The 22,609-nt window shown below is 40.8% G+C and carries 25 protein-coding genes and 2 pseudogenes; 7 read left to right on the top strand and 20 right to left on the bottom strand.

The features are described 5' to 3' along the window. The first annotated feature begins 10 nt into the window (after positions 1-10). Entirely contained in the window at positions 11-1,513 is a 1,503-nt protein-coding gene (locus tag IQO02_RS01160) for an efflux transporter outer membrane subunit (RefSeq protein ID WP_193838490.1), read from the top strand. A 269-nt stretch (positions 1,514-1,782) separates the two neighbouring features. On the opposite strand, the gene IQO02_RS01155 is transcribed toward IQO02_RS01160, so the two are convergent. From IQO02_RS01155 to IQO02_RS01145, 3 genes are all read right to left on the bottom strand, one after another. Next, the gene (locus IQO02_RS01155) at positions 1,783-2,706 is read right to left on the bottom strand and encodes a LysR family transcriptional regulator (protein ID WP_010440963.1); all 924 of its coding nucleotides are present in this window, start codon (positions 2,704-2,706) and stop codon (positions 1,783-1,785) included. Positions 2,707-3,139: 433 nt separating this feature from the next. Beyond that, on the bottom strand, positions 3,140-6,268 hold the full coding sequence (locus IQO02_RS01150) for an efflux RND transporter permease subunit (RefSeq protein ID WP_010440965.1): 3,129 nt from the start codon (positions 6,266-6,268) through the stop codon (positions 3,140-3,142). Positions 6,269-6,280: 12 nt separating this feature from the next. Then, entirely contained in the window at positions 6,281-7,459 is a 1,179-nt protein-coding gene (locus IQO02_RS01145) for an efflux RND transporter periplasmic adaptor subunit (RefSeq protein ID WP_010440967.1), read from the bottom strand. 404 nt (positions 7,460-7,863) lie between these two features. Between IQO02_RS01145 and IQO02_RS01140 the strand changes: the two genes are divergently transcribed. From IQO02_RS01140 to IQO02_RS22530, 5 genes and pseudogenes are all read left to right on the top strand, one after another. After that, entirely contained in the window at positions 7,864-8,784 is a 921-nt protein-coding gene (locus tag IQO02_RS01140; protein ID WP_010440970.1) for a LysR family transcriptional regulator, read from the top strand. 49 nt (positions 8,785-8,833) lie between these two features. After that, complete coding sequence (locus IQO02_RS01135; RefSeq protein ID WP_010440973.1) at positions 8,834-9,445, top strand: hypothetical protein; 612 nt, start codon at positions 8,834-8,836, stop codon at positions 9,443-9,445. A gap of 173 nt (positions 9,446-9,618) precedes the next feature. Next, a complete protein-coding gene (locus IQO02_RS01130) occupies positions 9,619-10,584 on the top strand; it encodes a porin (RefSeq protein ID WP_010440975.1) in 966 nt (321 codons plus the stop codon). Between the two features lie 566 nt (positions 10,585-11,150). Next, positions 11,151-11,483 (top strand): DUF3316 domain-containing protein, encoded by a 333-nt coding sequence (locus IQO02_RS01125; RefSeq protein WP_010440976.1) that lies wholly within the window; start codon positions 11,151-11,153, stop codon positions 11,481-11,483. An 11-nt stretch (positions 11,484-11,494) separates the two neighbouring features. Continuing rightward, positions 11,495-11,741, top strand: a pseudogene (locus IQO02_RS22530) (hypothetical protein); the annotation flags it as partial. An 87-nt stretch (positions 11,742-11,828) separates the two neighbouring features. Here IQO02_RS22530 and IQO02_RS01115 read toward each other — a convergent pair. The 13 genes from IQO02_RS01115 to IQO02_RS01055 form a co-directional block, all read right to left on the bottom strand. Then, positions 11,829-12,044, bottom strand: coding sequence for a DUF6434 domain-containing protein (locus IQO02_RS01115; protein ID WP_010440981.1), 216 nt, complete (start codon positions 12,042-12,044; stop codon positions 11,829-11,831). A 34-nt stretch (positions 12,045-12,078) separates the two neighbouring features. Continuing rightward, complete coding sequence (locus IQO02_RS01110) at positions 12,079-12,411, bottom strand: YnfA family protein (protein WP_010440983.1); 333 nt, start codon at positions 12,409-12,411, stop codon at positions 12,079-12,081. 89 nt (positions 12,412-12,500) lie between these two features. Further along, complete coding sequence (locus tag IQO02_RS01105; RefSeq protein WP_010440984.1) at positions 12,501-12,782, bottom strand: hypothetical protein; 282 nt, start codon at positions 12,780-12,782, stop codon at positions 12,501-12,503. Positions 12,783-12,844: 62 nt separating this feature from the next. After that, the gene (locus IQO02_RS01100; protein ID WP_010440986.1) at positions 12,845-13,177 is read right to left on the bottom strand and encodes a hypothetical protein; all 333 of its coding nucleotides are present in this window, start codon (positions 13,175-13,177) and stop codon (positions 12,845-12,847) included. A 176-nt stretch (positions 13,178-13,353) separates the two neighbouring features. Then, positions 13,354-13,758 carry a DUF1801 domain-containing protein gene (locus tag IQO02_RS01095; protein ID WP_010440988.1) on the bottom strand — a complete coding sequence of 135 codons (405 nt, stop codon included), beginning with the start codon at positions 13,756-13,758 and terminating at the stop codon, positions 13,354-13,356. A gap of 168 nt (positions 13,759-13,926) precedes the next feature. Beyond that, complete coding sequence (locus tag IQO02_RS01090) at positions 13,927-14,124, bottom strand: hypothetical protein (RefSeq protein WP_010440990.1); 198 nt, start codon at positions 14,122-14,124, stop codon at positions 13,927-13,929. Positions 14,125-14,233: 109 nt separating this feature from the next. Next, positions 14,234-14,671: a GNAT family N-acetyltransferase gene (locus IQO02_RS01085; RefSeq protein WP_010440993.1), complete on the bottom strand. Its 438-nt coding sequence runs from the start codon at positions 14,669-14,671 to the stop codon at positions 14,234-14,236. Between the two features lie 141 nt (positions 14,672-14,812). Continuing rightward, positions 14,813-15,277 (bottom strand): GNAT family N-acetyltransferase, encoded by a 465-nt coding sequence (locus IQO02_RS01080; RefSeq protein ID WP_010440995.1) that lies wholly within the window; start codon positions 15,275-15,277, stop codon positions 14,813-14,815. 133 nt (positions 15,278-15,410) lie between these two features. Next, complete coding sequence (locus IQO02_RS01075) at positions 15,411-15,941, bottom strand: GNAT family N-acetyltransferase (protein WP_010440996.1); 531 nt, start codon at positions 15,939-15,941, stop codon at positions 15,411-15,413. A 44-nt stretch (positions 15,942-15,985) separates the two neighbouring features. After that, positions 15,986-16,342 (bottom strand): hypothetical protein, encoded by a 357-nt coding sequence (locus tag IQO02_RS01070; RefSeq protein ID WP_010440998.1) that lies wholly within the window; start codon positions 16,340-16,342, stop codon positions 15,986-15,988. Between the two features lie 102 nt (positions 16,343-16,444). Continuing rightward, on the bottom strand, positions 16,445-16,954 hold the full coding sequence (locus IQO02_RS01065; RefSeq protein ID WP_010441000.1) for a ClbS/DfsB family four-helix bundle protein: 510 nt from the start codon (positions 16,952-16,954) through the stop codon (positions 16,445-16,447). Positions 16,955-17,101: 147 nt separating this feature from the next. After that, entirely contained in the window at positions 17,102-17,479 is a 378-nt protein-coding gene (locus tag IQO02_RS01060) for a hypothetical protein (RefSeq protein ID WP_010441002.1), read from the bottom strand. Positions 17,480-17,586: 107 nt separating this feature from the next. Then, entirely contained in the window at positions 17,587-17,997 is a 411-nt protein-coding gene (locus tag IQO02_RS01055) for a hypothetical protein (protein ID WP_010441004.1), read from the bottom strand. 283 nt (positions 17,998-18,280) lie between these two features. Here IQO02_RS01055 and IQO02_RS01050 point away from each other — a divergent pair. Next, a pseudogene (locus IQO02_RS01050) lies at positions 18,281-18,736 on the top strand (transposase); the annotation flags it as partial. A 209-nt stretch (positions 18,737-18,945) separates the two neighbouring features. On the opposite strand, the gene IQO02_RS01045 reads toward IQO02_RS01050, so the two are convergent. The 4 genes from IQO02_RS01045 to IQO02_RS01025 all read right to left on the bottom strand — a co-directional run bounded on the left by IQO02_RS01045 (position 18,946) and on the right by IQO02_RS01025 (position 22,410). Then, a complete protein-coding gene (locus IQO02_RS01045; RefSeq protein ID WP_016788688.1) occupies positions 18,946-19,668 on the bottom strand; it encodes a hypothetical protein in 723 nt (240 codons plus the stop codon). A gap of 133 nt (positions 19,669-19,801) precedes the next feature. After that, the gene (locus IQO02_RS01040) at positions 19,802-21,061 is read right to left on the bottom strand and encodes an SIR2 family protein (RefSeq protein ID WP_016788689.1); all 1,260 of its coding nucleotides are present in this window, start codon (positions 21,059-21,061) and stop codon (positions 19,802-19,804) included. A gap of 161 nt (positions 21,062-21,222) precedes the next feature. Then, complete coding sequence (locus IQO02_RS01035) at positions 21,223-21,960, bottom strand: hypothetical protein (protein WP_016788690.1); 738 nt, start codon at positions 21,958-21,960, stop codon at positions 21,223-21,225. A gap of 147 nt (positions 21,961-22,107) precedes the next feature. Next, complete coding sequence (locus tag IQO02_RS01025) at positions 22,108-22,410, bottom strand: hypothetical protein (protein WP_016795728.1); 303 nt, start codon at positions 22,408-22,410, stop codon at positions 22,108-22,110. Positions 22,411-22,609 lie beyond the last annotated feature (199 nt).

Genomic DNA, 22,609 nt, shown 5'->3' with positions numbered 1-22,609 from the left:
GAGCATAAACATGTATCTATTACCTCGGTTTAAAGTGGCTCCTATTGCCCTAGCACTACTGCTTACAGGTTGTGCGGTTGGACCTGATTACGAAGAACCACAAACAACAATGGCTGAAACTTTTCTCTACAGCCAGAATAGCGAGAACCACAGCGAGACAAACCAACAACACCGTCACTGGTGGACGCAATTTAATGATCCTACGCTAAACCAATTAGTGACCGACGTTCAAAACCAAAACATCCCTCTTAAATTGGCGGCAGAACGCATCAAGATCGCTAACTCGTACAAGAGTGTCGTTGAATCGTTCAAAGTACCCACAGTGAACGTTGGCGGCGGTTACTACAACTATCAACTGAGTGAGAACGACTCCCTACTCGGCCCAGTCTTTGGGGCGTCAGACGCAGTTGAATCTGCAACAGGCATGTCGTTATTGGAAGCGCAACACGATGGTAGTTTCTTAGGTGCGAGCATAGCATGGGAAATGGACTTGTTTGGTCGAATTGACAAGCAATCCAACGCCGCAACGATTCGTATTGAACAAGCTGAAATATTCCAATCCGGTTTGAACACACTGATCACCGCAGATGTGATTCACAACTACCTGCAATACCGTGGCGCTCAAGAACGTAAAGCGATTGCCCTTGAGAACATTCAAGATCAAAAGCAAACACTGGAACTGGTCACCAAGGTTGTAAGAAGTGGTTATGGTTCTGAACTAGACCTTGCTCAAGCCAAAGCAATGCTTGCCGGAACAGAGTCTATCGTGCCGCAACTGGAGATAGCAGAGCAAGTTCACAAGCAGCGTATGGCAGTATTGTTAGGTCAATCACTCATAAGCGTGAATCAGCGTTTAGCTGTCGAATTTACCTTGCCAAGAATGATAGACATTATCCCTACGGGGTTACCTTCTGACTTGTTGGAACAACGCCCAGACATCCGAATCGCAGAACGTGAAATGGCGGCGATTAACGAAGAACTCGGCGCCAGCATTGCTAATCGCTATCCGAAGTTCTTCCTAACGGGCACACCAGGTATCACCGCAGGTAGCTTTGATGATCTGTTCAGTAGCGACTCGTTCGGTTGGGCTGCATCTGCAGGCATCAGTTGGAATGTATTCGATGGTGGCAGGGGTGAAGCCATGGTGGAAATGAACGAAGCTAGATTCCGTTCTGCTGCGCTTAACTACCAACACTCGGTAGACAGCGCGTTTGCAGAAGTAGACTCAACATTGTTCGCTTATGGCAGAAGCCAAGAAAACCAAAAGCGGATAGATGAAGCAACAGCCGCCGTGGACAACGCCGTAAGCAAAGCGAAGTCATTATACAAAGCGGGTCTAGTTGATTACTTGTCGGTACTCGACGCACAAAGACAACAAAAAGCGATGCAAGATCGTCAAGTAGCCGCCAAGCTTCAAACGGCCAACACCACGATTGCGGTATATAAAGCGTTAGGTGGAGATTGGAAAGTTGCTAGTGAAACACAAAGTGTCGAATTAGCTTCTGCAAACTAGGAAATCTATACACACCCCTTCAAACCAATGATCTCAATAAAAATACCGCTGACTCGATCAGCGGTATTTTTGTCATTATATAAAACTCAACTATCTTTACCTGCTCAACATGAAGATGCAGGTTTCAATCTCTGAAAACTATCCGTAATTCCGGATGTCAACGGGCCTGTAACCTCAGGCAACACCAATCCGTACAAAAAAACCATGCTGTACTGAATGCATAATTAATAACTAGGCCTACCAAGTAGCTGATTGATATATATTTCTCTTTAAGCGAAGTGCTTCTCCCAGCTTGGTGGTGTACCAATGATCTCTTGAACGATTTCAATAAAGGCCAACACCAGCGGCGACTGCTTTCGATGAGTGTACATAGCATAGATATCACCAAAAGACGGAATTTCGCGCTCTGGCAACAATTGCACCAAACCTTGCTCAGCCAAACCTTCATTCAGCATAAATTGGCCTATCTGACCAAAACCGAGCGAGGCTTTTATACTTTCGACAATTAACTCAGGCTCGTTCACTCGGTAGTTGCCTTTTAGGGCGTAAGTTTCAAGCTCCCCAGTGTTACTCTCTAGATAGAACTGAACTTTGTCCGCAACAAAACCTGCATGTGAGTAGATAATGCTTGGTAACATCGTCAGCTCTTCTGGGCTACGTGGCATACCGTGCTTATCAATAAATGCTTCTGAGGCAACTATGACCGTTTTGTTGTCGGCAAGCTTCTTGGCAATCATCGACGAATCTCTCATTGGGCCAATACGAAAGACAATATCAAACCCCTCGCCCACCAAATCAACACGGCTATCATCTAGTATCAATTCAATCGACGCTCTTGGGTAACGAGTTAGAAACTCCTCAACTGCTTTTTGCAGAAACCGACGACCGAACAGAGTCGTGCTCGATATACGGAGATTGCCGATAGGTTCTTTATAGAAACACGCGGCTATATTTTCCGTATCTTCAAGCAACTCACTCACCTTCACTGCTTGCTCTACGATCTGTTTTCCTACATGAGTAAACGAAAGTGAGCGGGTTGTGCGATTGATCAACCTTACGCCCAAGTGCTCCTCTAGTTGTTTTACCTGCTTTGATAAAACAGAGCGATCAACGTTCAGCCTATCTGCAGCTTTGGCAAAAGATCCTGCTTTGGAAACTTCAAGAAGCAGTTCTAATCGTGTTGCTAAGTCCATTGTTTCGTCCAACTTTGACACTTTGTACAAGATATTACTGCACATGAAGTGTCACTTAAATTTATAAAATTATTAGGCAGCGCCTAATACAGTAATAAGTACTATGTAGTTAATCTTCAAGCCCAAGCCATGAGGCGATCGGTCGTTTTTCATGTACCACAACAAAATGAGTTCATACGCAAGGAAAAAGCAATACAGTCTGCTAACCCCACACAAGACAACTAAAAAGATCACCAACAAGCAAAATTAGAAAGATATAAACAGAAAAACATCAATCAAGTCAGTGAGCTAACGCAGAAAACTATTAATGGTATGCTTTCCCGAGAAAGGTAACCCCTTTATTCGACAGACAACAGATATCAAAAACAAAGCCCCTTACGACAAACGTTAGAGGGCTTTTCAATTTAGGCCTAATCTTCAATTAGAATTAGATTCAATTCCGCTTTCTATTCACCAACATATAAAAGACTGGCGTTAACAATAACCCAAATACGGTTACGCCAAGCATGCCATAGAAAACCGCGGTTCCCATCGCTTGACGCATTTCTGCACCAGCACCTGTGGCAAGCATTAACGGAATAACACCCGCAGTGAAAGCAATGGAAGTCATTAAGATTGGACGTAAACGCAACCGACACGCCTCCACAATAGCATCTAGTGGGCTTTGTCCCTGATCTTTTAGCTCTTTTGCAAACTCAACCATTAAGATCGCGTTCTTACTTGCCAAGGCTACCAACACAATCAAGGCGATTTGAGTGAAAATGTTGTTATCTCCCCCAACATACCAAACCCCAGCCAACGCCGATAAGATGGTCATAGGCACAATCAAAATAATAGAGAATGGCAAAGTTAAACTCTCATACTGAGACGCCAGAACCATAAACACCAGTAGCACGACCAATGGGAAGATATAGACCATGGTATTACCCGCAATGATCTGTTGGTATGTCACCTCCGTCCATTCATAAGCCATACCTTCAGATAGGGTTTGCGCCAGTACCTCTTCAATAGCACTTTGAGCCTGGTCAGAGCTGTAACCAAATGCTGGGCTACCGTTAAGCTCTGCACTTGGGTATCCGTTGTAGTGCATCACTCGGTCTGGACCAATTGATGGAACGACTTCCAGCACAGCTCCTAAAGGCACCATGTCACCGCGAGCGTTTCTCACTTCATATTTCAAAATCTGTTTCGGATCGACCCTAAAATTCGCGTCCGCTTGTGCGTTCACTTGATAAGTGCGACCAAACAAATTGAAATCATTGACATATAAAGAGCCAAGGTAAACCTGTAATGCATCAAACACTTGCTCAAGCGGAATGCCTTGTAACATAGCCTGCTCGCGGTCAATGTTGATCTCCATTTGCGGAACTTGAACCCTAAAGGTCGAATACAAACCTATGAGCTCAGGGCGAGAGCGCGCTTCCAGAATCACTTGGTTTAACTGATTGAATAGCTCTTCGAATCCTTTATTCGAACGGTCTTCAATCTGCAATTTAAATCCACCTGTAGAGCCCAGGCCTTGAATTGGAGGGGGTGGGAAAATCCCAACAAACGCTTCATCAATAGCAGAAAAACGCTTATTGAGCTCAGCCACAATAGCATTAGCATAGAGATCCGGCGTCGTACGCTTATCAAAAGACTCCAAACTAACAAAAACAATGCCGCTATTTGGGCTGTTAGTGAAACCATTCACTGAAAGCCCAGGGAAAGAGATTGTCTGCGCCACCCCCGGAATTTCGAGCGCCATTTGCTCCATTTCACGGATTACTGCATCGGTTCTGTCTAAGCTCGCTGCATCAGGTAATTGAGCTATTGCAACCAAGTATTGTTTATCTTGCTGCGGGATGAAGCCTCCTGGCACTGCGTTAAACAAGGTCGCTGTGCTACCGAGTAAACCAAAGTAGATCACGACAACAATCGCACTCATTCGAATGAGCTTTTTAACCAAGCTTTGGTATTGATTTGAGCTTGCATCAAACAGTCTATTGAACGGTGCAAATAAAAAACGCCCAAAGATGGTATCCAATACACGTGTCAACCAATCTGGCTTGGCGTCCTTCTCTTTAAGCAGAAGAGCAGAAAGCGCAGGCGACAGCGTCAAAGAGTTGAACGCAGAGATGATGGTCGAGATCGTAATCGTCAATGCGAACTGTTTGTAGAACTGGCCAGATAAACCAGTAATAAAGGTCGTTGGTACAAATACCGCACACAAGACCAAAGCGATCGCGATGATTGGCCCTGTAACTTCCGACATTGCCTGTTTTGTCGCATCCAATGGAGAGAGACCGTTATGAATATTCCGCTCAACATTCTCAACCACCACAATCGCATCATCGACAACAATGCCTATTGCGAGCACTAAACCAAAAAGAGACAAGGTATTAATAGACACGCCTAACCACTGCATGACTGCAAATGTCCCGACCAAAGACACTGGGACTGCAATAATCGGTATGATTGATGCTCGCCATGTTTGCAGAAACAATATCACCACAATCACAACGAGAATGATCGCTTCCAACAACGTGTGAATGACTGCATCAATAGACTCTCGTACGAAGACGGTAGGGTCATACGCGATCTCATAAGAGACACCTTGTGGAAACTTCTCAGATAAATTCGCCATAACAGAACGTACATCATCAGACAATTGAATTGCATTAGAACCCGGTCGCTGGAAAATCGGCATCGCCACTGCAGGTTTGCCATTCAGCATTGCTCTCAACGCATAGGTATTCTGACCTAACTCGACCTCAGCGACATCGCGAAGACGTGTTATTCCACCGTTTTTGCCAACTTTGACTACGATATCTCGAAATTCATCAAGGTCTGCCAAACGGCCTTTTACATTTAACAGAATCTGAAATTGGTTATCGATACTAGCAGGTTGCGCACCCAACGAGCCTGCTGCAACTTGCTGGTTTTGGGCACGTACAGCATTAACCACATCCATCGCGGTTAGGTTACGAGAAGCGAGTTCATCTGGGTTAAGCCAGAGGCGCATCGAGTATTCACCGCCGCCGAATAGCCGCACGTCACCCACACCACCTAATCTTGCGACTTCATCCTTGATGTAGAGATTTGTGTAGTTAGACAGGTAACTGATTTCTCGACTCTCATCTGGCGAGTAGATATGAACCACCATCGTTAAGTCGGGTGACGCTTTCTCTGCGATAACACCTAGGCGTTGAACCGCTTGCGGTAGACGCGGAAGCGCACTATTCACACGGTTTTGTACCTGTACTTGAGCCTTATCCAGATCAGTCCCTAGAGCAAAAGTAACCGTTAGTGTCATACGACCGTCACTCGTCGCTTGAGAAAACATGTACAGCATATTCTCGGTGCCGGTGATCTCCTGCTCTAATGGTGTAGCAACCGTTTCAGCAATCACTTTCGGGTTGGCACCTGGATAATTGGCTGTCACCACTACGGTTGGAGGAACTACTTCAGGATACTCACTGACCGGCAATTGAAACAGAGAAATACCACCGGCAATAAGAATGAGTAGTGAAAGCATAGATGCGAAAATGGGTCTCTGAATAAAGAAGTGCGCAAATTTCATAATTCTCTACTCCTATTGACCTTGCATCGAAGAGACACTTTGCTCTTGCGTTTCTAGCTTCGCCAATGTCAATCGCGTACTTGAAAGATCAAGATCCACAGGACGTGGAATAATCTCAGTATTTGGCCCAACCTTTGCTGGACCATTTACCGCAATGTAATCACTGCTCTCTAGGCCACTAATAACAGCTCGATACTTACCGTAGCGCTCGCCCAGCTCTATAGGTCGGTATTCTAAGACATTTGCTTCATTCATCGTTAAAACAAAACGGTTTTCTAGGTCTGTACCTATTGCTCGCTCTGGAACCAATAAAACATCTTGCTCATCACTGGTTGTGATTTGCACACGGCCAAACGAACCTACCAACAAAGGATGTTTGTTTGAATCGAAAACGGCGCGCACAGTCAACGTACCCGTATTAATGTCAATGGCGTTATCAACGAAGTCAACTCTCCCCGTGACCGATGTATCAGATAGCCCAGACAGAGTAAGACGAGCTGGTAATTCAGACTCTACAGTCGTTCTAGAAAAGTATCGGTTCCAAGTACGTTCATCCACATTAAAGTACGCATATACCTTTCCATTAGAGACGATGTCTGTAAGCACACTCTGGTTGGGATTAACGTTGTTACCTTCAGTGATAAAAGCATGAGAAATTGTGCCACTGATGGGCGCATAGATACGTGTAAAATCCAAGTCTAGTTGAGCTAATTTCAATTGAGCCACAATCGCTGACAGCTCCGCCGCACGTTGCTTCACCGCTGTAGAACGCGTTTCAGCCTGCTCTGCAGATATAGCTTTGCGTTTAATCAACTCGTCCGCACGCTTAAGTTCACTCTTGGCTTGAGAAAGTGCGGCTAGTGCACTCGACTTCTGAGCCTTAAGCTGTTCAACACGAGCAGCAAATGGACGAGCATCTAGTGTCACTAACAGATCGCCTTTTTCCACTCGTTGTCCATCCTGAAACTCAATCGTCTCGATCATTCCCGACACTCGGGGCATTAAAGACACTTCTTTAGGCGCTTCTATGCGTGTGGTGTAAGTAAACCACTGTTGTACTGGCTCTTGCGCCACTTGTGCAATATCGAGTTCAGGAAGAACCTTCGATGGTGCTAAGGCCTTTGCCTCTTCGCCACTGCACCCATTAAGCACTGCTAACAACACGCTAGCAGCAATCATTTTTTTATACATAAATAACCTCACCTATTTGCGGCGGCTATTCTAAGAAGGTGCGGTGATGCAGAAAAGCCCCCAATTCAAACATTTAGTAATGCCTAATTTGCACGATTGAAAACCCGACTTGATCGTTGAACCCGTGTTATCACGGGTTCAACGCACTTTTCAGCCTCTTTACCAGCAAGCTATTACCGTTATTGTATTTTCATCTACAAAATAACCATTACGTCTAACTAGAGGACATTTGCATACTCTTTGTACACTTTCATGGCCTAACGGAAGAGTTATCGAAGTATCTCGATATTGGTGCACAAAACACACTAGTAAAGTGCAAATAAAACCATAATTTTTGCGAATAGGTTTTGTAGAATGCGCACTTCATCACATCTAATTGCAAAAATATTACTAGGAGTTTGAGTATGGACTTAGCTACTCAACTGGAACTACTGCTCGACGTATCTGAATACGGCACCTTTGCAAAGGCGGCCGATAGGAACCACATTGACCGTTCCGCACTGTCTAAACAGATAAAAAAATTAGAAGACAGCCTAGGGCTAAGACTGCTCAACCGCTCGACCCGATCGCTATCACTCACCAATGCTGGCGAAGAGATGGTCCAACAGGCGAAGAAAATACGTGAGCTGCTGACTGAGACCAAAAAGCTTGCAGACACTTTTCACGCTGTGCCGCGGGGTCATTTAAAGATCTCGAGTTCGTCGTTCTTTGGTCGTACATACCTTAAAAAAGCCGTCAAAAGCTTCATGCACAAGTACCCCTACATTACGGTAGAAGTTTTACTCTCTGATCATAAAGTTGACGTGATCAGTGAAGGTTACGACGTTGTATTTCGCATCGGCCCAATTCGCGAGTCGAACATGATTGTGCGCAAACTTGCGACCAATAAATTAGCCATCATTGCTTCAGAAGGTTTCTTAGCAAGACACGGTAATCCGCAAACACTGGAAAAGTTGATAGAGCTACCAGCGGTGGTTTACTCAAGTGAATCTTTCATATCGGACAAGATTAGAATTGTCGATGACGAACAAGCTGGTGAAATCAAAACCTTCAATATGAATGCCAAGTACAAGGTAAACGAAACTGATCTCATCATGGACGCAGTGAAAGACGGCCTTGGCTATGCTGTTATTGGGCAATTCATGCTACAGGAAGAACTAGAAAAACAAGGACTTGTACAACTTCTACCTGAATACCAACTATCAACTCACAGCGATATATTTGCTATGTACTCACACCGTAATCAACAACCTCTCGCCAAGCTGTTTATCGACTCAATACAGAATGAAATTGGTACAACGCCGATTTGGGAAACCTACTTGTAACAAGGCTCCCGTTTTACTCTATCGTTTTACCACTTTCTGGATTCATATAATGCAATATATCAGCCCAATTTATGACGAACGACGCGGCAACCGCATTTTTGATACGTTCATTATTTTACATAGCTTCGTACTCACATTAGTCGTTGCTTACATTAGTATTCACTTTGACTCTCATACCAAAGAGAGCTCTGTACTTGAGATCAGCCAGGTTGTTATCCTTCTAGGCACTGCACTAATCAGTTACTTCAAAGCGCGAGAGAGTCATGCCTTTTCATCGATATTAAAAATTCATTCTCTGATCATGTTACTGCTCGTTTCGAGAGAACTTGACCAAGTGTTTGAGTTGTTCTTTTTTCATGGCTTTTGGAAGGTCCCCGCTAGTGTCATATCAGCAATAATCTTCTATAAACTGCTTTCCAATCAAAAAAGCATCATTGCTGGAGCAAACCGATTTTTCACTACAGATAGTTTTCTTATCTGGGTCATCGGTTTCTTTATGTTCTTTATATTTTCTCGCATTGCCGGCTACAAAGGCTTCTGGATGGATTTTTTAGGTGATGGCTACAATAGAGATATAAAAACACTAGTTGAAGAAGGACTAGAATTCTTCGGTTACTCTTTCCTTCTCTCTGGAATTATATTAATAAGAGAAAAAAGATAACCAAGTTCCTATCATTTTTGATAAAAGATCGAAAAATAATAAGATAGAATATTTTATACCAAATACTTGTGCTTATTATTTACCATAGTTAATTGATAATTACTCACTTTTAAATAATCCATGTGTATAGATAATTACTTCGACTTAAAACACAATGTAGTGGTAATTAAAATATGGACAAGAAAATCATTTCGCTGGCAATTGGTGCCGCAATCTTTGGCTCTGCAGTTAATGCAGCACAAGTTTACTCTGATTCAGAAACTGAACTGAATATTCACGGTAGAGCTCAAGGTGCTTACTATTTTTCTAGTGATAAAAATATCGATGGAGACCAAAGCTACATCCGTGTTGGCCTAGACGGAAAATCTCAAATTAATGATGATTTATATGCATTCGGTTTGTACGAGCTGCAATTTAAATCTAATAGCGGCAACGAAAACGAAGACGAATTTGACGTACGTAAAGGTTACGTAGGTGTGGGTTCTGAGCTTTGGACGGTTAGCTACGGTCGCCAATTTGGTGCAGTAACACTAGTGTCTGATTACACAGATATCTTCCCAGAGTTTGGTAACGAAGCTGCAGGTGTAAGTGCTGATCTATTTGGTACTGGCCGTTCAGATTCTGTATTCAAAGCAACGGGTTCTTACGATGCTCTTAATGTACACGTAAGCTACCAAGGCGAGAATGACCAAGTTTCAACAGATGCCTCTTCATACGGCATTGCAGCAGACTATGCACTGCCGTTTGGCATGAAAGTAGCACTAGGTTACAACGAAGGTGAAGGTGCAGCTGCTGGCGCAGATTCTGAACTTCTAACGGCAGCAGTTTCATACACCTACGAAGATCTGTACGCTGCAGTAGTGTTCAGCGATGGCGAGAACTGGGAAAAAGATGGTACGGATAACGATATTGACTACGAAGGTATTGAAGCAGTCATTACTTACCAGGTAACTAAAGAGCTTAACGCTCTAATCGGTTATAACAACCTAGAGAAAGACGGTGTAGATACAGTTGATTACTACTCACTAGGTGGTGAATACAACCTAACTCCTAACTTCAAAACACTTGCTGAATACAAGATCACCGACGTAGACGGTGAAGATGATATTTTAGCGTTAGCACTTCGCTACTCGTTCTAATATTAATCAAGAATAAGCCCACTTATAGTGGGCTTTTTTATATCTAAAGATAGCTTGATGCAAGTATTACCACAATGTATGGTTATTTATTATCGAGACAAATCACTATATTTAAAATATTATTTACCTCGTTGACTTTCCCCACTGCCTTTGAAAGTTACTTATTAACTACGAAATATTCTAGCAGCAATTTATTGCTGCTTTTTTTACCTATCAAACACCCGCCACTTTCACTTTCACTTTCACTTTCACTAAAAACATAAACCTCTCAAAGAAAAAATCGAAAATATAAAATTATTACGTAGCTATACCTTTAGCTGCATTGTCACTAGATGATCTCTTCATTTAATAGTTTCTATAAGCTTCACAAACTGTATAAAAACACCTCCAACGTTAAAAATGTCACCACACCTGGGTCAAAAATGGAAAACCAAGCCTTTATTCGTGCATTTTTGACATCAGTGAAAAGAAGAATGTGATATTTATCACACTTCAATTCTGCATAATAATAGCGTTGTACCGAGGCTAAGCGCCTCAAGAAAATAAAATTATTTGAGGATTACATTATGAAACGCATTATTACTCTTGCAGCAACTATTGCATTTACTTCAGCTTCTTTCGCTTCATCTTCTTGGGTTCAAATTGATCGTGAAGCCGATCTAAATGTGGGTGTTTTTGCCACTCAGAAACAGGCACAAAACGCTGCTGAAGAGTTTGCTTCTTCACTAAATACAATGAGCAATCAAGAGCTAAAAGCAACGTTACCAACGAATCAACATCACTTTGTACGTAACGTACACCTAGGTGAATCAAATGTATCAGTTGAACAAATAGAAAGTGGTAAATATCAAGCAAACCTACAGCAAGACTACGCATTCACTGCGTTTGACCGTGACTAATCTAGAAACCCAAACGCATAGATGAAGCAACAGACGCCGTGGATAACGCCGTAAGCAAAGCGAAGTCATTATATAAAGCGGGCCTAGTCGATTATTTGCCTTTGTTCGACGCACAAAGCAACAAAAGTGATACGAGAGCGCCAAGTGGCCGAAAAGCTTCAAATAATCAACACCACGATTGCGGTATATAAAGCGTTAGGTGGAGATTGGCAAGTTGCTAGTGAAATACAAAGTGTCGAATTAGTTTCTGCAAACTAGAGAAGCTATACGCGACTCTTCAAACCAATGCTCTCAATAAAAAATACCGCTGACTCGATCAGCGGTATTTTTGTCATTATATAAAACTCAACTGTCTGGATGTCGCTTAGCCCATTCTTTCAAGGCATCACCCATTGTCAACCCAGTCGCACTTTTCATCCAAAGCATAAAATCACGGTTGAATTTAAACTGCTCACCAAATTGGGATTTGAAATATCGGCGAACATTCTGAGTCGTTTTGTAGCTATCTGTAATAACGGTACTGTCGTCAATTTTATTCTTATGCCAATCAACCTTTTCCATGGCTTTAACCTCTTCTATTCGCTCAATACATGAATCACGCGTTTCGAGGACCAAACATGATAATCGCCATACCAAGTAGAGCGATTGAGCCACCTACCATATCCCACGTTGTCGGTTTTTCGCCATCAACCAACCACAGCCATATCAATGCAACCGAGATATACACACCGCCATATGCCGCATAAACCCGACCTGTCGCTGTCGGATGTAGAGTGAGTAACCAAGCAAACGCAGCAAGACTAATTGCAGCCGGAATTAAAATCAGAATACTCTTATCTTGCCTAAGCCAAAGGTAAGGTAAATAACAGCCGACGATTTCCGCTATCGCAGTTAATACAAAAAGACCTACTGTTTTAAATTCAATCACAAAATACCTTATCGGCTAACCAATCAAGCTAGCAGAAATATAGAGCCACCTTAGGATCGAGACTCAAAATAAAAACTAGATATTGAAAGCTAGAGAACAGTTACGCCTTCAACTTCAATCACTGAGTTAACATTAGCGCGTTCGATTACCTTGAGTAAGGTTGTTTGAATGAGCTCATTATCTCTAATTTCAGTTTCACAAGAAAAACGCTCTTCTTGAACACTGTCTCCCTCGCCCATTACAAATTGGACGGCTACTTGAGTTGCAACCTCTTTTGTTGGGCCAAAGTACGCTAACGTAATTTTAGGGTAGCCGTTGTCGCCTTTCTTAACCTGTTTAGCAATCCGTTTCTTCGCTTTATCTAAATTCATACCACTTCCTTTTTAAGCTGAAACTCAAGATGACACTAACGTCTTGTTATGTCGATGCTTCACTATAAAGTATTACCACAATCGCCACATGATTTTATGGCCGAGAATCCGCTTTTTCTTGTGTTAGTTTTTCCACATGAACTACAAAATTTTACAGAGTGGACATTGTAAATGGAAACTAAAGTGACCAATGGAACCCAGACCAACAATTTTGCTCCTCCACCACCCGATGAATAGATATATCCAATTAAGAAAATACCAAAAGTAACATTCTGGAAAGTCCACAACGCTTGTTTGAACTTAGCGTTTTTGATGACAAAAAATGTAAAAAATCCAATAACGCTACTGATAAGCCCATAAGCAATAAACCCTATAAAGATTTCTTGTTGACTCATAAACTGTCCTTGTTCATATACCACTTTACGGTCCGAGCAACGCCACTAACCTAAACCATAAGACGTTAAACACTAACCTAGCATTAAACGAGAAGTGCCAAGCCTTGTAAATCAGTTGCAAGCGTACTTTTCAAATTCGAATCACATTCAGTTAAGCACATGACAGCGCGTGAGAATTACGCGCCAAGAAGCGGTAGATGTTTGCGTTGCTGATAAGTTAAGGCGAGCTCTAAGCACTGCTTAATAGGCGCCTTTGGAAGTGGTTCAGTTAGGTTCAAGATGATTGACCGATTACCTTGAAATGCCAACGTACCATCATGTAACTCTCTGAATGTGTCGACTAGCTTTGTTTGACAGTTAAAAAACAAGAAATAGTTGTTTGGCGATTTCAATTTCCAGTCGATTCGAATTGGGCTGCCTGTCTTAACGCTGTAACTCGGCTCACCCCATTTCAGAGACTCTTCGACGTCACCTAAACCCAAATCAGAGGAAAGCTCAAAGATTAATGAACGTAACTCTTCAAGCCGGCCCCGAACATCATCAGGATACTCGTCGAAATGTGTTTTGATTGCTTTGTCCATTGAACCTCCGATTCACTTGTTGCGATATAAAGGCGTTGCTAACTCAAACGATGCTTGGCTATATAGCTTGCTAAGTTTCCTGTTGAACCCAAACCATATTTTCAAGAAGCAGCGCTCCTATATATTCGAAGAAATACTCTAGATCAGACCGACTTGCTTCCACTATTCTCACGCAGTCTCCTTTTTGCGCATGATTATTTCTTTTAGAACGGTACCAATACTGCTAACTACAAACGTAAAAGCAGACACCACAATTGGCCCATAAAAATCAAACGCACCGTCTGTCATAAAAAAGTACTGATAGGTCGCAAAACCAGATCCAATACTTACAGCTAACTGCATATTTCTGAATATTCGTTGTTTCATGTTGATTCCCTTGGTTTCTTTGTCGTGACCATCGTTCAACTGTTGTACTTAGACCTGGTGCGTCAATGACTCTATGCTTATTCAAGAGACAGTTCTACTTAAGTATTTGTTACGCTTGCAGCTCCATCAAGTACTCATCATCCGCTTTTTTCACAATCACAAAACCCATCTGCAAATACAACTGTTGAGCTGGATTGGTTTTAATGACACTTAAACCTATTTTAGAGCTCGTTATTGCAGCTTTCTCGATCAATCCATTAATCAACGTCCTACCAATCTTTAAACCTTGGTATTCGGGATCAATTTGAATTTGCACCAAATGCCAGTAGTTAAGATCTTTATTGTAGGTAGCCTTGAATAATCCAATGGGTTCATTGTCCAACTCAACGATTTTCGCATGCGCAAATTCATAGCGTATTCGCTTTTCATGCTCTTCGTTAGTTGTTGATATACCAACATCTTCCAAATATTGGTTCATCGTTTTATCGCGCAGTGAAAGTAAAAAAGGAATATCTTTTTCACTTGCCTGTCTGAGGGAAATATCCATTCCTACTCCGTAAGCCTAATAGCTGCATAACACGTTCTCTGCTATGCGATTAAGTCCAAACTTACCACTCAACGCGGTAAACCAAAAGTAGCCTAGAGTGGCGAAGGTCGCAAATTGGGTGGGTGTGCTATCTCGAGAATGTTAAGTGACTATTTTCTTTGACATATTATAGCCAGAAATAGCAAAGCCAATTTCTTGATACAGCTTTAACGCTCTCTGATTTTGGTAAGCGACTCTCAGCTTTATCTGTTCAATACCAACCGATTTCAATTGCGATTCAAGAACAGAGATTGCCAATTTTCCGTAACCATTATTACGGAAGTTTGGAAAAATAAAGAAGTCATAAATAAACGTGGATTTGTCAGCTGCATTAATTGAATGCCACAAATAACCAACCAATTCTGAACCCGATTCAACGCACAACAACGCATGATCGTTAGTTTCTAAACCATTTGGAAAACTACGAAGAAGATCCTGATTAGCCAATTCAATCGCCCTATCCAATGAATGACCATAGTTTTCAACAATTTCACGACTGTAATCATCAATAAAATAATCACAATAAGCTGGATATTCACTTGAGGTCATTGGTCTGAGCTTAATCATGTCTAATCCTTTAAAACGATGAACTTAGAAAACGATATAACGCCTTGTTTTGAAATTCAATGTGAGTTCTGAACAAATTTGGAATTTAAAATACCACGTGTTGGCTGTCTGCTTGGATTGATCAAATGGCTTGTTAGCATCGCGTTTTAGCATAAATCATCGTGCTATCGATCTCACCTGACGGCAGTCGCCTAGAGTTAATTAGTGTTGCTTCAGCCTTATAACCACAACGCTTTGCAACAGCCTGACTCTTAAGGTTTGACGCTGCCATTCTAATTTCTAATCGTAGTGCTAATAAGTCATGAAAAGCGTATTGTTCAACCAAACCAACAGCTTCAGTTATGTAGCCAAAACCAGTTTTTGAAGTTTGTAACCAATAGCCAATTTCAAAATATGGTACGGATTTATCTCTGGCAATAAAACCTACAACGCCGATAAACAACCCTGTTTTCTTTTCAATGATATTAAACCAAAATTCACCAGTACAGCTGGCAAAATTCACCATTGCTTCTTTAGTGTTATCTTCTAAAGTTTGTTTAGATAATAAGCCTGAAACCCAAGGCAAAAACTGGGAGAGATCTTGCTTACATTCCTCAATGACTCCATACATAGCATCGATATAATTTAAGGAAGGAGGTTCCAATTTTAATCTTTCACTTTCCATCTAAACTCCGATGTTAACAAGTGCTTATAAACCGTTTGTCAGTACTAAAATTCATCACATGTATCACGCTCTTCATATTCAGGGAAATCAATTTCAATGGAACCGTTATCATTGAGGACAAACAGTACCCTTCCATGCTCGATACCAGCGTCATTCATGTCAGAGCAACCACGATAGACTTCCCAATCGTATGAATAGTCGAGTTGATATTGATTGGAACTCACGTAAGAAATCTTTACAACTTCAATACCATTAACATTGTGAGCCATATGATCTACGTGAGACAGATCTGGAACTAGTTTCTGTTCAAAGTTACTTTTGTTTTTGGATAAAAACCTAGCCAACTCTTCACACAAATGAGTGCCATTAACTAAGGGTTGATATGAACTAGAAAAAAACATTTTCAATACTCCTAAACCTAACCATACCATACCATACCATTGTAAACACAAAACCCAACGTATCGTAAAATACCAAGCATTGACGTTCTGCTTTACTACTTGTTATGTGAATTCTCGGTTGAAACGCCGAACTTTAGTACGTATGTTTTTCATAGGTGATGACGTATTAAACTGAATCATGCGCCCCAAAGTCCATTGTTCATACCACGCAACACCATACAAATCATGGTCACTTAAGCTTGAAATGAGTAAAAGTATCTCGTTAACCGTAGACTCAAGTTCAATGAGTAAATCATCGTATTTCCAATCACGATACTCCTCGTGGAAGCTTTCGGCGAGTGGGCCTAATTGGTTCCATTTGTAACCAGTTTCCGGGAAATCTACCTGTTGATGCTGAGATCTTTGGTGATGCCATTTAAGAACGAGCTTACCCCAACCAATCAAGTAAGCCACTGTATCACTAACGCTAATGGTTGTACCTTTGACGTTCCCCTCTACTCCAAATGTACGAACTTTCCTTTCTGGAGTTGAACGATAATCAGCCATGAGTTTCGGAAATATCGAGTTTATAGCTAGCTCCAATTCATCCTTATTTCTTGGTACAGAAGACATTTTAACCTCCATTAACATAACGAATGACATGGATTCGCCCTACAGGGGGGGATCTGCCACACTTATGTGGTGCTTAATTGTGCCGTAATCCCTAAAGCTGATTTAAACCTTAAATGCCAAGCGTTGAGAATCTACTTAAATGATTTGTTATAAATTTGAGTATGGATTCATCCATGCCTTAGGAAATTTAGAGAACAACGTATAACTAATTGCTTCACGTAAACTAAACTTGCCTAAAAGGCACATTACTAAAGAAAAAACACTCGCGACACATACAACACCGGCATACACCGACAATACTAGCACTAAGATCTGTGAACCTAGAAATTGATAAACACCATACTCTGAACCATCTAATTGGCTTAACGGTAAATTAAGATCAACGCCAAACCAACCTGTTAACAGTATGCTTGATTTAATACAGAAGAAGATGCCCAAAATTACACCAAAAAAGCCAACATAAGACGTGATTTTTTGATATTTCATCGGTAATCGATACTGTGCTTTAACCGCTTTAATAACCATTACACCGCCTCATTTATAGCGCTAAGCTAGGCGAAAAAATACGGTTGGCTAAAATGTGCGAGCACAAGCGAGAGCTAACAGTAATCTTTCCGTTTTTGAGTGACTTGTTAGATTTTTGAACAGTCAGCCGTTTTTACATTAGCTTCCGTGATGTATTTACTATCTTTATCGTAGTAATGGTAAGAAATATCGATAGCATTATCTACAAAATATTCCATCCCTGGCGAAGTACAAACAAAACCGGTTACTTGCTTAGTAATTATTTCTTGGACTTTTTCAGTATCGAAATCATCCACGCTGTAATTTATCAAGGTGTATTTATACACCAACTTATTTTCAACTGCATACGAACTATCAATTCGGGTCTCACTATCAACCATTTGTGGTGCAATTTTGTTAATTGCGTTAACTGAAGCTTTTAATACATCAGCTATTGTCGTTTCTTCATTCTGAACCGGTGTAGACTGGCAACCAGCGACCATTATTAAAGCAATAGTTGATAACAATAATTTTTTCATATAATTCTCGATAAAAAATATAACGAATGATATAGACTCCTTCTACCTGACACTCTGTGTGGCATACTTATTTAGTACACGCTTAAGAACTAGAAGTTACTATACCCACCATTCAAACTATTGACGTGACCTCGACAAGAATGCGTTTAGTATTCACATCGTTGATGCATATGGCAAGTGCATCCTACGCAAAACTGTTAAAAAAAACAAAATCTTAGACACATTCGCTAAGTTACCGCTCTGCCTCATTGGCATCGAGACTTGCTCTGGTGCACACCTTTGAGCGAGAGAACTGCTTCAAGATCTATCGAACAAGATTTAATACCTTAACCTAGAAATACTGCACTATGATCGCAGAGTCTCTGGTTTAGTCCCTGAGATGGCTTCAGCCAAAGCCCTGATGGATATGGATATTCCAGGAGTCGATGAACACAGTGCCAGTGTCGAGACCGTAAATGACGCCAAACAATTTGGCTCTAGCCGCCAATTTGCCGCTTGGATAGAGTTGGTTCCAAGACAATACTCAACAGGTGGTCATGTCCATCTTGGTCGCATTAGCAAAAGAGGCGAAAAACACATTCGCACTCTACTTATTCATGGCGTAAGAACTGTTATTGCACAATGTAAAGAGAAAACCGATCGCAACAGTATTTGGTTAAATCAACTCGTTGAACGACGAGGCTATAAACGAGCAGCTGTCGCCCTAGCAGCAAAGAATGCTCGTATAATATGGGCATGATTAACAACAGGAAAAGAGTACAAGAATAACTATGTAAACGGTTAACACTCACCGAGTCAAAGCAATATCAAATGATGACAATACAACGCCAAATTAAGGTGTGAACAACGCCACTACCTTACCTAACGGATTGTGCCATAAACACAAAACTAGACTGAAGTGAAACCGCCAAGCGTTGTGAATCACTCTTAAATTTATTGTTAGGCAAACTATTTCGCCCAAAACTCTTCGGCAACAATTTTGTGATGATTCATTGAGTGTTCACTATCAAAGTGAGACTTAGTAAATAGGCTATATAGTGGAAAAATGATGTCATGAGACATTTCAATAATGTCTTTTGCATCAGAGTAAACTAAACCGAAGTCATTGGCTTCAAACACTCTTCGCCCCGAACCATCAGCAGATTGGAATTCTTTATGGGATATCATTTTATTTCTAGCATTATTTACCCGTGAACCAATTTCAGAAGTAAGCAGCACTTCATAATTGGTAGTTGCCTGCTCAAGAAGTTGATCAAACCAAGTTGCTTTCAACTTGCTATCCTCTGCGCGGATGTAGTCTTTTGTGTCCTCAGATAAATCTCCGTCAAATGATAGAATTTCCTTTTGGCTCGTGTCACAAAACCATTTTCTTAATTGATTTAAAAAGCTTTCGTCTTCAAGGCTCTTAAAAACATTATGAATGCTTGCTACTTTCTTGTGCGTATCGAACAAGATTGCTCGCATTTCTGACAGTACGTACATATATAGAGAAAATCGAATACTGTTAGCTCCACTGGCTGCGTACGAACCATCCCAACGAGCAAGTAAATCGGGGTTGTCTAATAATTGGCCGAACAACTTCTGATTTTGATCAGCTAGAAAGTAGGTGTTTACGATACTGGAAAGCATCATCTCATTCTTTTCTATTCGATTCTGAATTTTGCTGTTCATATTTCCTCTGTTTGCCTAACGCCAAATTAAGGTGTGAACAACGCTAACACCTTAACTAAACCATTGTGCTATAAACACTAAACTTACTTGAAGTGAGAGCGCCAAGCGTTGTGAATCACTCTTAAATTTCTTGTTAGATGTTTAATAACTCGGACTTGATTTTTGAGTAATTCATACATGCTTCTATAAACCCACAATACCAAACAGAAAGTGGATAGTTAGGATTACTAGAAACTTCAAACTCTCTATTACTTTTAAGTTTAGCTATATCTGGTGCAACATGTTTATATTGTCGCGTAGCCATTTCACTCGCACTTACTTTAATTGACTTACAAAGATTATAAGACCATTCATCATGCCTAAATTGCATTGGGTCTTGGTTGTCATCAGCCCAATCGATAACTACAACTGATTTTTTATCGTTTCCATTTCTAATTGAATGGAATGAGTTATTAAGGTGAAAGTCATTAAACCCATAGCCTAAAAACAAAATAGCATCTGCTTTTTCAGCTATTTCATCCACTCTTGAATAATATGTTCTAAATGGAAGCCTCTGAATTTGATTTGTTTTTCCATAACCAGCAACAATAACTGATGTAGGCATGCTTATACCTTCAGCGGTCTCCTGTGTATTTCGACCAGATGAATTTCCACTAAAGGTTGAGCTTAGATCATAATTCCACTTTATTGCATGCATATCTGAATCATCACCCTGCATATCAAAATGCACAGAGCCATGAAGATGGTATATCAACCCCCGCCCATCTTTTGCATAAACACTAGATGTATTGAACGAACCTGTTGTTTGATCGAAACCAGTAAAAAGATCAGGACATACTTGAGTTATTAAATTGTCATAATTAAGCGTAATGAATGCAACATCGAAATCTTCATTCAGATTATTAATGAAATTCCCAAAGTGTTCAAAATCAGTTTGGCAGTTTTCTTTTACAAATTTACATCTCTCTCTAAATTCAGCAGTTAATTTATCAACTAAGAGTGAGTTCAGTTGTCTTAAGTCATTACCATCTACGTTTTTTTCACCTTGGAATGACCTTATTTTTGGGAGCTTTTTCAAACCAAAAAAAGCATTCATCGAAAGGTCATAGTTATCATCACTCAAAACGGCTGCTAACTGGAGTATGACATATAATATTTCTTCAAAATTTGTTGTTTTAATCAAACCATTCTTTGGATTTAAGCTATAGTGGCGATTTACTTCATCCCTTATATATGAATATAAACTTCCCTCTCCATCATGAGCTAATGGAAAACGTTCTTTTGACCATTGGCAAAATAATCTGTCCACTTCGTTTACACTTGGCATTCCAAGTTCAATGGATGCGCCAGCCCCGACTACTACCATTAATCTTTTTTTATCAGCTTCCGACATTTAATCGAGTACCTTTATTAATAAAAACATCTAACGCTTTGTTAACTAGTGACAAAACGTTGCCACTAAACCTGATTTGACCACCTTAATCACAAAAGCAAATCGATACAAAATTGCCAAGCGTTTTGGAATCCAGTTGAACAATTTGTTAGTTGTTTGGCTCAAAGAAAGTGCAGTAGCAAACGACCAATAGAGTTAACTAGATCTCGACTGTAAATTGCTAACCACTTATTCGCATCGTTGTCGAAATGTGAATCACTAAAACTATTTCTCGAGTTTGCTATAGCACTTGTAAGTGTTGAAATACTTGTAACCATTTGCGCAGGATAACTACCAGTGACAGACAGTTTTGAATCGATATCTGTACGAACCAATTTAGAAAGTGGCATTAAGTCCGTGATATGGTCGCTAGTTGGAATATGCTTTTTCACATACGATTTATACAGACCCTCTAAGCATGTATAAGCCAAAGTCATTGCATTATTGTAGTTCGACGTATCAATTGCATTATCGATTTTTGACAACGTTGAGTTGAGTTTATCAGAGCTCCATTGATGATTCGGAATGCTCGCTTTGGGAACAGGATTACCATACCCAAACATATACGCTCGGAGATCTTGGGCTTCCGTTGGAAAATGAGGCTCAACAATATCAATAAAGGCACGAAATACTTCAAATCGTATCGATTCATCCAAATTTTGCAGAATATCCCAGTAAAAGTCTCGGCGCGTAGTACTTTGATTTAATCGGTTTCTTTCTTCTATATAGAGTGAATACCCCGGTAAACCGCGATCAAATTGTTGAACAACCTTAATAAACGCAGAGCCGCTATGATATGCAGGTGTCCCTGACTTATCTAAGATATTAAACAAATGGCTATAAGCAGATATCCACCGCATTAAAAACTCCTCATAAAACAACTAACGCCCTGTTAAGGTGTGAGCAACGCAATACCGAAGCTACCGCATACCACCTTAGACACTAAACACAACGCATAGTAAAAATGCCACGCGTTGCGAATCACTCTTGAACAGTTTGTTATGCAGCTACTGACGTTTGGATTTTATGCTTGCAAAGGTAATAAGTGTTTGTGTGAAAGCAATAACATCACCCATGGTCCGCAATGAATGTAAAGCTGGACCATAATCATTAATTTCGTCTTCCCACTGATGTACCTGAAGCCAATTCCCTTCTCTGGCTTTTGGATGCGTAGAATCCTTTATTTGATATGCTATACCATGTTTTGTTCGGTCAAAATAAATCTGGATTTCAGAACCGCCATCATAAACTTCATATTCATACTCATGACCGATCGACATCATGATCTCTTTCGCTAACTGCTTATCCATTGTACAACCTATAACCTGATGAATTACTGGGGCTTATTGTACATTGGATTGCATATTTTTCTATTGGGGATATCTCATATGAGGAAATTTGTGTGTGGTTGTATAACGCCTTGCTAAGGTGTGAGCAAAGCAATACCTTGGCCTCCGCATAATACCTTAAACACATAAACCAACGCATAGTAAAAATGCCACGCGTTGC

Source organism: Vibrio sp. OPT24, assembly GCF_015163545.1.
Classification (GTDB): domain Bacteria; phylum Pseudomonadota; class Gammaproteobacteria; order Enterobacterales; family Vibrionaceae; genus Vibrio; species Vibrio cyclitrophicus.
Note: the sequence above shows the minus strand (reverse complement) of the source record. Positions and strands in the feature narration are given on the sequence as shown.